9 protein-coding genes are annotated in these 12210 nt (G+C 28.9%); all 9 read right to left on the reverse strand.

Annotated elements, in window-relative coordinates:
- Positions 1–360: 360 nt before the first annotated feature.
- Positions 361–1686 (reverse strand): uracil-xanthine permease family protein, encoded by a 1326-nt coding sequence (locus tag IC218_RS10120; protein WP_227434346.1) that lies wholly within the window; start codon positions 1684–1686, stop codon positions 361–363.
- A 1008-nt stretch (positions 1687–2694) separates the two neighbouring features.
- Positions 2695–4296 (reverse strand): N-acyl-D-amino-acid deacylase family protein, encoded by a 1602-nt coding sequence (locus IC218_RS10125; protein WP_227824343.1) that lies wholly within the window; start codon positions 4294–4296, stop codon positions 2695–2697.
- Positions 4297–4408: 112 nt separating this feature from the next.
- The gene (locus IC218_RS10130; RefSeq protein ID WP_227482053.1) at positions 4409–5086 is read right to left on the reverse strand and encodes a hypothetical protein; all 678 of its coding nucleotides are present in this window, start codon (positions 5084–5086) and stop codon (positions 4409–4411) included.
- A gap of 12 nt (positions 5087–5098) precedes the next feature.
- Positions 5099–5794 (reverse strand): DUF5058 family protein, encoded by a 696-nt coding sequence (locus IC218_RS10135; RefSeq protein WP_227434343.1) that lies wholly within the window; start codon positions 5792–5794, stop codon positions 5099–5101.
- A gap of 50 nt (positions 5795–5844) precedes the next feature.
- Complete coding sequence (locus tag IC218_RS10140) at positions 5845–7044, reverse strand: dipeptidase (protein ID WP_227824344.1); 1200 nt, start codon at positions 7042–7044, stop codon at positions 5845–5847.
- 257 nt (positions 7045–7301) lie between these two features.
- Positions 7302–9347 carry a sigma-54 interaction domain-containing protein gene (locus IC218_RS10145; protein WP_227434341.1) on the reverse strand — a complete coding sequence of 682 codons (2046 nt, stop codon included), beginning with the start codon at positions 9345–9347 and terminating at the stop codon, positions 7302–7304.
- Positions 9348–9544: 197 nt separating this feature from the next.
- Entirely contained in the window at positions 9545–10354 is an 810-nt protein-coding gene (locus IC218_RS10150) for an alpha/beta fold hydrolase (RefSeq protein WP_227434340.1), read from the reverse strand.
- Between the two features lie 164 nt (positions 10355–10518).
- Positions 10519–10674: a hypothetical protein gene (locus IC218_RS10155; protein ID WP_227824345.1), complete on the reverse strand. Its 156-nt coding sequence runs from the start codon at positions 10672–10674 to the stop codon at positions 10519–10521.
- 179 nt (positions 10675–10853) lie between these two features.
- A complete protein-coding gene (locus IC218_RS10160) occupies positions 10854–12203 on the reverse strand; it encodes a TldD/PmbA family protein (RefSeq protein ID WP_227824346.1) in 1350 nt (449 codons plus the stop codon).
- Positions 12204–12210 lie beyond the last annotated feature (7 nt).

The raw sequence follows: 12210 nt of genomic DNA on the forward strand, positions 1-12210 counted from the left end.
ATTTAAATTTTAATATTTTCTATGAAATTTAATCTTTGATTAATTTATCCAAGTTATTTACTCTCCTTTGACAAGTAAAATCCATAATTACTGTTAAAAAAGGAGGGGCAAGGCGCTCCTCCTGGATATCCTTTCAGATTATACTTTTATTAAAATGAGTATCATATCTTTTGATTATTTAGTTTTTTAAGGTTTTTGGGTAAAAAAAATAGAAGCAAGGCGCTCCTTCTTGGATATCCTTTCAGATTATATTCTGCTCAAATGCAAGCTATTAGGTTTCCTTCAAAGTTCAATTCTATTTTTGGTAAAAAAAATAGAAGCAAGGCGCTCCTTCTTGGATATCCTTTAGAATTACATTCTCTAAGCTTTACAACTTACTTTACTTTCCACTACATCTTCTTTTTCCTTAGGCAATACAATATTTAGTATTAAAGATAATAAAGCTGTTCCAGATATACCAGTCATTAAAGTGACTACAATGCTTGGTAAAAATGCTAATGCAGCTTGATTAAAATAACCACCCATACCAATGCCCAATGAGACTGCTAAAATTGTTATATTACGATTTGTCATCTTTCCCATTCCAATAACCTTAATACCTGATGATGCAATTGTTCCAAACATCATAACTAATGTTCCTCCAATAACTGGGTCTGGTGTTAAAGCTAATATCTGGGCAAACTTTGGGAAAAATGCTAATACGCCTAACATTACTCCTCCAAGTGCTACTATGTACCTACTTGCAACTCCTGTCATACAAATTATTCCTATGTTTGGACTACCTGATATAACTGGAAGCCCATTAAACAAGGCTGCAAAACAACTTCCAACTCCATCTGCTCTCACAGCTCTCATCAATTCTTTTTGTGTAGGTAGACGGTTTTCAACAGAACTGACAACACCTGTCGTATCTCCTATTATTTCCATAACTGTAACAATATGAATTGTACATATGGTTATAATAGCGCCCAAGTTGAACTCCAATCCCCAGTATATAGGTTTTGGCATTGCAAACCAATTTGCTTGTGCCATACTAGAAAAGTCAACCATACCAAATATTATTGCTACTACATACCCTATTACTATTGAAATTATTATGGATGCTACTTTTAGAAAACCTTTTCCAAATTGATTTAAAATGAGTGTTAATAATAATGTGAATATAGCTAAAGAAAAATTAGCAACTACATTAGGTCCATGAGCATCAAAAGATACTGCGTAGTCAAATGAAGAACTCATAAGTGATAACCCTACTGCCAAAACAACACTTCCTGTAACAGTAGGTGTAAAATATTTATGTAAATATTTTACTGCAAGAGGTCCTACTAAAGTTAAAACTAGACTTCCTACAAGTACTGCTCCAAAAGCTCCAGCAATACCAACATCATTATTTGTACTTAAGGCAATTAATGGTGCTACAAAGGTGAAACTTCCACCAGTAACAATTGGCAACCGTGACCCTATTGGTCCAATTCCCATAGATTGCAGTATGGTGCTCACTCCTGCAATCAACATCGAACATTGAATCAAAAATGCAGTCTCACTTAGTGAGAGACCCATGCCCACAGCTACTAAAATAGCACCTGACATAGTACCTGCAAAAGCAGAAAAAACATGTTGCATACTAAGCGGTATTGCTGTTAGAAGCTTTGGCTTGTCATTAAATCCATACTTGTAATTTTCCATATCTTACCCCTTATCGCTCCCGCCATTGCCGCCAAATGTATGGAGCTATGTAATAAATTATTAGTAACCTTAAAAGTTAGAGCCTAATAAATATTGCACAGTTACATTATGAAGTTTTAGTAATACATTTTGAAATTAGAAAAGCTCTAATTTAAGGAGTGGCGGAGGATTAGTTACTAAAAAAATAAAACGTTTGCTTTTAGCATCATTTTTATTTTTTGTAAGCTAGGTAATTAATCCGATTTTTAATTGTATTATACAGTCACGATTTTATACTGTCAAGATTATTCTGACAATTTAATTTTAGTTTTATTTAGAATTATTAAAGTAAAAATAATAATCAATTTGTAGAATAAAATCAGTATTAAAATACTTTAATTTTCAAATTTTTGTTATTTTATTATCGAAATTCAGTTTAATATTTATTTCTATAAAATATATACAACTTCTTATTTTAGCCATATAACACTATTTCAGTAAATATAATAAATAAAGATATATATAATAATCATAAAAATTTTAATTATTGGATAAATATAAATATTTTATTGTTTATTTAATTAAATCAGACATAGTATATATATTTTATAATACAATATTATTTTAATATATATATAAAAAATAATTATTTTTTATTATTTTCTCATTCTCTGATATTTAAATTCTCTTCTATTAGATATTTTTTTAACATTTTTTTATAAAAAGTTTATCTTTACATACTTACAAAAAATTTATTTTTCAAAATTATAACCATTTATTTTCCCAATTTTTCTACATATTTCAATAAATAAAAATCTTAATTTTTTATTATAAAAGTAAATTATTTTTTGTACATTTCTTATTACTCATGCTTTTTATTATTGCTATAAATTAATATCTATTACTATTACGAAAAAAAACGAAGAGTGATTTTTATTTAAATAATATTCAAACTTCGTTTTTTCTTACTAGCTATTTATTTAATTTCTAAATTTCTATTATTTTTTAATACTTTCTCTTTTTAATAATCTATCTTTTTAATACTTCACCACATGAATTTTTAGTAACTTTACCTTCTTCTAATGCAATTTTTCCATTTACAATTACATATTCAACACCTTTGGCTAATAACTGTGGATTTGAGAAGTCAATCTCTTCAGACCTAGGATAGCTGTAGTTTTCCATATCAATAACTGCTATATCAGCTATTTTACCCTCTTTAAGTATACCCCTATCCTTTATTTTAAACTGGTTAGCTGGTAATGAAGTTACCCTTCTTACTACTTCTTCCAATCTTACACCTGATTTTTTATACATATCAAAGAAAATTGGAAATGCCCCTCTTCTTTGAAGCTCAAACCATGACATATCTCCACCTACACTAAACAAACAATCTGAACCAACCATAACAAATGGATTATTTATTATCTTTTTATCATGTAATTTATCAGGAAAATCTCCCCTGTACATTCCTCCTAGGCAAAATATAAGTTCTTCATCTCCATATAAAAGTAAATCTAGTAATAGCTTATTTTCATCTATACCTTTTTGCATAGCTATTTCACGTATTGATTTCTTTTCCATATCAATATCATTGGTATTTAGAAGTATTATACTTCCTCTATCTCCAAGTATAAATGCCTCTTTTAATATCAAAGCTCTTCCTTCTTCATTACTAAGAGCATCCATAACTCCATCCATACCTAATTCAAACAAACTAGATGATATTGCCATAATAAATTGAAGTACTCTTTTTTTCTTCATACAATGACCAGAACTTCTTGGTACTGTATCAACCATTATATCAACACCATTGTATCTAGCTTTTAATATCTCATCAAAGGCTTCTATTTCAACTGGACTTAAATGTGATACTTGAACTCTAGCACCACTTTTTTGACCTACCTCTATAGTTTCTTTTACTGCATTATATCTTCCTATGTAATCTCTAATATGGGATGTATATATACCATCATGTTCCTTAATTAACTTTGCAATATCAACAAGTTCATCAATATCAGCATACTTACTTGGTATATATGCCAATCCAGTAGATATTCCAAAAGCACCACTTTTCATGCCATCATTTATTATATCTGTAATTTCATTTTTTTCTTTTTTTGTAGGAGGTCTATCTTTAGACCCTCCCATAACACTCCATCTTATAGTCCCATGACCCAATAAAAATCCCATATTAATAGCTATTCCACTCTTAGATATAAGGTCACAATATTCTATAAAACTATCCCAATGCTTATTTTTATCTATAAGATACTTTTTTTCTTCTTCAAGTAATAGACCATTTTTATACATATATTCATATATATTTTCAGAAGAATATGGTGTTATAGAGTGACCACAATTACCATTTATAGTTGTTGTAACACCTTGTTTTAGGAATTTTTCAAATTTACCATCTAGTATTGCTACTATTTCTTCATGAACATGAGGGTCAATAAATCCAGGTGTTACAACTTTTTTATGACAATCTATCATTTTATTTGTATCATCATTTATCTCAGAATCTATTCTTACTATTAAATTATTTTTTATAGCTATATCTCCATAAAAACCATTTTCTCCAGTACCATCTACTATAAATCCATTTTTTAAAACTAAATCATATGCCACATTATTCACCTCTTAAAATATAATTTTATTGCAGTAGCCTTTACTATAATTCTTTATATTTTAAACTTTTTACTTCTTTAATTTTACTAGCCTCTAAGTTTATCCTTTTTTACTAGTCTCTAAGTTTATCTTTATGCATAACTCTTGCAATCAATATAGTACCAAATACACATATAAGAACTACTAAAGATTGTGGTATTATACCTTGCTTTGATAATATAATAGTCAATACAGCTATTACAATTGCTACTAATCCTAGTTTTTTATCTTGTAAAAAAACTTGTCCAAACACTGACCCAAATAGAGCTGGTAAGATTAAATTCAATTTTTCTACTACTTCAGGTGGTATTTTAGACAACACACTTCCTCCTAAAATTACTCCAAAAGTCAAAATACTTATATTTACTAGAATAGATACAGCTATTCCTATAGTAGATATTATTGAACCTTCTTCTGTTCCAGATTCAACTTCTGCTGCTTTTTGAGCTGCTATTGAACATGGCAGTCTCATATTAGATATATTTCCAGAAAGAAAACTCATATAAGTTCCTGGTATCCCTAAAATTGGTGAATAAGAAACTGGCTCTATTATGTAGTTTGGTGCGCTCATACTAACTATTGCCATTGTACTTGCTAATAATGCTGATATTGGAGGCATAAGACCAAATCCAAAACTTAAAATTATTCCAGGAACTAATGCTGCTATAATACCTAAAGATAATGTCAATCTACCATACCTTATCATAAAAGGTAAGTACTCTTCATTGTATATAGATTTTACTTTACTCATAAAACTCCCCCCTTATATTATTGAACCTATTATCATCCCACTAAACATTGATATTGTAAGACCCCACTCTCTCAGCCATTTTATATTTTTCTTTTTTTCAATCATACAAAGTATTACCATTATTATCATTCCACTTATACATGCAATTGTTCCATTGTCAAAACGCAACACTCTATCAGCATTTAGGTATGCAAATGAACCTAACATTGCTCCTACAGATATTATTGGTATAAAGGATTTCTTACCACTAGAAATAACATTCGTTATTTTATCTAACTTATGCCCAAACAATAATGTAAATATTATCCACCCTAAAGAACCTAATATCATAGTCCAAACTGCATTTGTAAATGCTACTTTTGTCATCTCAGGAGAACCTAAAGTTATCCCTAAAGCATCTGTTCCAAACCCAGCTGACATAGATTCAAAAATTACAGAACCTATAAATGATAATCTCATCCATGCTATAGGTCCACCCATAGTTACTATAAGTGAAACCATCCCAGCAAATATAGTCATTGATGGGCCTATAGCTGAAATAGCACTACTCTTAATAGCTGATTTTATTTGCTTATCAGTTATTCCCATCGTCTTCCCAACTTTACAAGATTTTATAGCAAATACAAGAGATTGTACTACTACTATTGATACAGCTACTGTACTTGCTATCCACAAAAGTGGATGATTGGCTAATTTTAAATAATCCATTGCAAAAAACCTCCCTATAAATCCTCAAATTTTATTAAAACATTTAAGCCTTATTTCCAAACCTTATTCAATACTCTAAGTATGTTTCCACCCAACACCTTTTCTATTTCCTCATCACTATATCCATGTTTTACTAAATATCTGACAATATTTTTTGAAGTTTCAGTTGGATTTTCAAGACCTTTTACATACTCTACTTTAGGATGCTCCTTTGTCCCAGTTATTTTTTTAATATCAAATTTAGCAGCTAACACTGAATGTAATTTAACATGGTCACCGTATACTGTATCTGGTCCAAAAGCCACATGGTCTACCCCTACTAGATTTTTAATATACTCAAAATGTTCCATAAATGACTCTATTGAATGTTCTTTGTTTTTTTCAGTTATTGTAGTATGTGGTGCTGCTTCTACACCTATAACCCCACCCTTTTTCGCACATGCTATTAGTACTTCATCTGGCGTTAATCTCTTTGTGTTCCACAGACTTCTTGCCCCAACATGACTCAATATTATTGGGTCCTTACTGTGTTCTATAACATCAAGTGTCGTTTGAACTCCAACATGAGAGCAATCTATTGCCATTCCAATCTTATTCATTCTTTCAACAGCTTTTCTACCAAAATTCGTAAGTCCACCATCTTTTTCTTCTTTCAATCCTGAACCCAATGCATTAGATTCACTATATGTTATACCCATTAACCTTATGCCAAATCCATACAAAATATCTATTCTATCAAGTTCATTTTCTATTGGTGCAGCTCCTTCTAAAGTAGGTATCAAGGCCACTTTTCCTTCTTTTTTTGCTCTGTATATATCTTCTACTTTTTCACACTTTATAACAAAATCTTGGTGTGCTAAGTCACATAATCTCATACCTAAATCTATTAATATATCATCCCACTTCCATCCTGAGCTTGATGTTATTGTACATACACCATCCATTAAATTATCAAATATAGCATCGTAATATCCTCTTGATAATGCTTCATAAGCACATCTTTGTTTACCCTCTCTATTGTATTCAAATATATCTCTTTCTAAGTGTTCTGGAAATAAAACTGGATGTTCATGTAGTGATATAAATATTTTGTCATCCACTATATTTTTAACCTTAGCTTCTTGAATATCATCTAACTCGATAAGGTATTCTTTTACTCTCTTATCTCCTTTACACATCTCAATAGATGAGATATCTTTTCCCTTTTCTAAATAACTATAAGCTTCATAGCCTTTATAAGCTGACTTCATAACAATATCCTCCAAATTCTACAGTTTTTTATATTTTCACTATGTAGCAATTGATATGCCAAAATATAAATTTTAATTGCATACTAAATCTTTCAAAAATAAAAACAGTAGTAAAGTGATGATTTACTACTGTTTATTAGAAATAATATTTTTTATTTTTAATTTAATATTTTTAAAATTATCTCAATATTTAAAATAATTTTAATTATTTAAGATTATTATAGGGAGTTTTTAGGGGATTTTACATTTATATACCCCTATATTTCCCCCTTAAATTTTATATATGATATAAAATTCTTTCCTTCATCAGTTATAAAACTCCCTTGTTTTTTTACTCCAGATGACAGCAATCCATGATTTTTTAATTTATCTATTCTTTTTCTAATTTGGTCTACACTTAATGTCATACTTTTTTCTTTTAAGATTTCTTGTAATTTATTTCTTCCTAATGATATATTTTTATTATTCCAAGTTTCTATACTCATCAATATACAAATACTTTCATTAAAGAAATTTGATTGTTTGAAATCCAATATAATTGAATCAAAGTTTTCATTAACTAAAGTATTGTTATTTTCAAATTTAAATTGTTCCGGCAAATGCTCATAGTCTACTCTATCTTCCTCCACTATAGTGTCAATATAATAAATCAAATTCTTAAGCTCCCTTACATTACCTGGCCACTCATACAATTTTAATACTTGCATTGATTTTTCTGTAAAACATTTATTACTATTTATTTCATCCAAAAAATACTTACTTATAAGAGGTATATCTTCTTTACGCTCTCTAAGCCTTGGTATTTCTATATGTAATACATTAATCCTATAATACAAATCTTCCCTAAAAGAACCTTCTTTAATTTTTTTCTTTAAATCCTTATTTGTAGCAGCTATAATCCTAACATCTACTGGTATAATTTTACTTCCACCCATTCTCATAACTTCTTTTTCTTGTAAAACTCTCAACAATCTTTGCTGTACCTCTAGAGATATATCACCTATCTCATCTAAAAAAATTGTTCCTGTATGCGCTCTTTCAAATATCCCTATTTTTCCGCCTTTTATCGCACCTGTGAAACTTCCTTCTTCATAGCCAAAAAGCTCACTTTCAATAAGTGTATCTGACAAAGAAGATAGATTAACTGCAACAAATGGCTTGTCTTTTCTTAGAGATTCATTATGTATTGCCTGAGCAAATATTTCCTTTCCTGTTCCATTTTCTCCAAGTATCAACACAGAAAAATCTGTAGATGCTATCTTTCTTGCGATATTAATTTTTTCTTTTATTATTTTAGTCTCACCTACAACATTCTCAAATGTGTACTTTGATACAAATCCCTTTGTATGAAATTTATTTTGAATCTTATCCTCAAGCATCTGAATTGCACTTATATCTTTAATGCTTATAATACTTTTTATTCGCTCATTATTTTCATACACATTTACTTTATTAATTATGAGTTTTTTGTTATTTAGGCTTACTACTTCATCACTGACTTCATCCTCTTGAAAAAATATTTTTTTGATAATTTTATCACTAAATAAATCCATAAAATTATTAGATATAATCTGATTTTGGTCTACTCCAACTAGATTAGAAAATACTTTATTGCAATATATAAACTTCCCTAATTTATCAATAGAAGCAATCCCTTCATCGATAATCTCCAAAAAACTCTTCATAGTTTTATTCATAGTTGTATAGTATCTATATCCACTTACTGTGTCTTCATTATATTTTTCTTTGATAATATGTAATTTATCTATAGATATATTAAGTTTTGTAAAGATTTCTATAACTGTATTTATATCTATTATTTTAGCACCTATATCTATTATTTGCTTTAAGTTCTGTGGTACTCTATTTCTACTTCCTGTAATAATTCCAATCTCACATTTAGACTTATCACATCCTGGATAATATGGTATTAAATTAATATGAATTAATCCTAATTTTCTAATTATCTTGGCTGTTTCATCTGCTGACTCTTTATAATCATCTATAACCATAACTTCAGAATCATTTTCTATACTTATTATCTGGTTTATATTTTCAATATTTATTGTACGATGTACTATTACAATAGGTATATTTTTATCGATATTATTGTGTATATGCTCTTTTATCTCATTATCTGAACACACTATAAGTTCATACTTTAATAGTTCAATATTTATGCTATCCATATAGACTAAATTATCTATATTACAAAATTCTCCAAATATATTTTCTAATTGTTTTGAGATATCTATATTTATTTTGTCATCAGTTGATACAAATAAAATATTATGTTTTTTCATACCATCACCTCCTGTTTAGTTAATATAGAAACTAATAATTTGGTCTATTGTAGCACTTTTTAAAAAAATTTTAAATCTTAAAAATCATATTTTATACTATTTGGTAATATTTTCTACTCAAAAATAAAATGGTATAGAATTTAATCTATACCATTTTATATAATATCACCATATTTTTAATTATTAATAAGATATTTCTATTCCTCTAAAAACTGCAAGAATTCTTGATTAAATAGTTTAAGTTCATCATAGAATATTGCATGACCGCTATACTCAAAAGTATATAAAGTTGAATCCTCTATTTTTTCATTCATAAAAACTGCAAATTCATATGGGCATACTTGGTCTAATTTCCCATGAAATATACCAGTAGGCACTCTTACACATTTTAAATCATTAAACAATTTTTCATCTCTTAAAGATACAGCTGTTCCAATAGTTCCAATACCTGATGCACTAAAACCAATGTCGTTAAACCACCTTCTAAAGCTTTCTGATGGATTCGATGCAAATACTTTTTCTCCAAAATTACTTACCATTTCTGGTCTATCAGTACATGCCTGAGCTATCAGTTTATTAACATCCTCACGTGTCATACCATATGGAAACTCTGGAGGTCTTTGTACAAACGATGGTGCAGCAGCAGCAAGTAATGCTAATTTTGATACTCCATAGCCATGAAACAGACTCATATATCTAAGTACAATTGCTCCTCCCATTGAAAAACCAACAAGGGTAAAATCTCTTAATCCAATGGCATGTACCACCTTATAAATATCATCTGCTAATTGACTATAATTATACCCTCCTGATGTTGCAGCAGACTTACCAAACCCTCTTAAATCAATTGAAACGGTTCTATATCCGAGTTTTGGTAATATATTTGTTTGATATTCAAATATCTTATGTCCTAATGGCCAGCCATGTATAAAAAGTACTGTTTTTTTAGCACTCGGATTTAAATCATAAACTGCTATATTTATATCATTTACATATACATAATACATATCAATAGCAACTCCCTTCAAGAAAATGTATGATAGTCATTTTATATATATGAATAAAATGATGAATAAATAAACTTTCGAGTTTATCTGCAATACTTTTCTATTGCTTTTTTAAACAAACCTACATGGACCTTTTCATCTAAATCAAATTTGTGGTATATATATTAATTTACACTAGTAAATTCACTTGATACTCCAGCATAATCATCCATCAATAATTCTACATAGTATTTATTGTGTCCTAAAACTTTTATTTCTGAGTATGGTTCATCACTTGAGTAGCCCTTTCTCTTGTGCATATCGTAATGTGCATCACTCATAATACATCCTCCTTTAAAATTAGCATATGATATTAATTGTATTCATCAAAGCTTTGACATATAACTTTATTAGGATAGTTAGGGTTTAATAAATAACTTAAATTAATAAAAAATCCATGCTAATAAAAATTAACATGGATTTATATTTACCTTTATATTTGTGCAATTATTTTCTGTATCTATTCATCTTTTCCTGCTACTGATAACTCTTTAATAACAACTGAAGGTGAACCTATACTACTCATTGGAAATTCTAAATCGTCTCCTATAACTTCAATATCTTTTAATAAATCGAAGTAATTACCAGCTAATGTAATTTGCTCTACTGGAAATGCTTTTTTACCATCTTTAATATAAAAACCTTTAGCTGCTAAAGAAAAATCTCCTGTTACTGAATTTGCCCCTGAATGAAGACCTGCAAAACTAGTAACCATCAATCCTTCACCTATATCCTTCATAATTTCATCTAGAGATTTTTCTCCTTTCTCTATATAAAAATTAGTGGGATATATGCTTATAGGTGATGAATATGAAGATTTTATTCCATTTCCTGTAGTCTTTATATTTGCCTTATTGGCTGTCTTTAAGTTATGAAGTAAAGTTATAAGCTTTCCATTTGAAACAACTTCTTTTTTAAATGTAGCTACTCCCTCATCATCGAAAGGAGTAGATGCCATACCATTTTCTAAAAGTGGGTCATCAACTATTGTAACTATAGGAGATGCTATCATATCTCCCTCTCTATCTTTCAACAAAGATAATCCTTTTTGGGCTGAATCAGCATTAAATATTCCAGAAAATGTACTAAGTAAAGATACCATTGCTTCATTAAACAATATAGTTTTATATTTGCCTGATGGTATACTCTTTCCACCTATTTTAGATAAAGCATTTTCAACTCCAAGCTTTGCTATCTCACAAGGCTTTATTTCTTCAATAGAATTTGCTATATTATATCCCACTCCATCATACTTTTGTCCATTGTCTTCTATGATAGGAACTACAAACCCTATAAGCATATTAGTTTTATTACTTAAATCAAGACCTTTAGTATTATGTATACCATTACTTGATACAGAATAAGATATAGTGCATCTAGATAAATTTACTACCTTATCTGAATAAGCTTTAGTCTCTCTTTCCATTTCTAGAGCTAAATCAATCAACTTATCTGCTTCTAAATTTTCTAACTCTTTAGAATAAGTCTTTACATCATTATAGTGCTTATCGCCTTCATATATAAATTGTACATCTTCATTTTCGATAGCTCTTACCCCATCTTTTACATTTTTTATCAACATATCAACAGCTTTATCATCTAAAATTTCTGTATAAGAATAACCTACCTTTCCATTTACCTTACCTCTAAAAGATAAACCAAAAGACTTATCAAGATTGTATTTCTCAACTTCTCCTTCATATATATTTATACTTAAATTTTCCCCTGTGGAATAATACACTTCACACTCTTCAAATCCTTCACTTAGAGCTTTTTTAAATAATATATCCTTAAAACTTTTAAGTTCCATAATTATC

The sequence above is a fragment of the Clostridioides sp. ES-S-0005-03 genome, from assembly GCF_020658455.1.
GTDB lineage: Bacteria > Bacillota > Clostridia > Peptostreptococcales > Peptostreptococcaceae > Clostridioides.

Coding starts and splice junctions, on each gene's coding strand:
- IC218_RS10120 (WP_227434346.1), bottom strand. CDS start 1,686: ATGGAAAATTACAAGTATGGATTTAATGACAAGCCAAAGCTTCTAACA.
- IC218_RS10130 (WP_227482053.1), bottom strand. CDS start 5,086: ATGAGTAAAGTAAAATCTATATACAATGAAGAGTACTTACCTTTTATG.
- IC218_RS10135 (WP_227434343.1), bottom strand. CDS start 5,794: ATGGATTATTTAAAATTAGCCAATCATCCACTTTTGTGGATAGCAAGT.
- IC218_RS10140 (WP_227824344.1), bottom strand. CDS start 7,044: ATGAAGTCAGCTTATAAAGGCTATGAAGCTTATAGTTATTTAGAAAAG.
- IC218_RS10145 (WP_227434341.1), bottom strand. CDS start 9,347: ATGAAAAAACATAATATTTTATTTGTATCAACTGATGACAAAATAAAT.
- IC218_RS10150 (WP_227434340.1), bottom strand. CDS start 10,354: ATGTATTATGTATATGTAAATGATATAAATATAGCAGTTTATGATTTA.
- IC218_RS10155 (WP_227824345.1), bottom strand. CDS start 10,674: ATGAGTGATGCACATTACGATATGCACAAGAGAAAGGGCTACTCAAGT.
- IC218_RS10160 (WP_227824346.1), bottom strand. CDS start 12,203: ATGGAACTTAAAAGTTTTAAGGATATATTATTTAAAAAAGCTCTAAGT.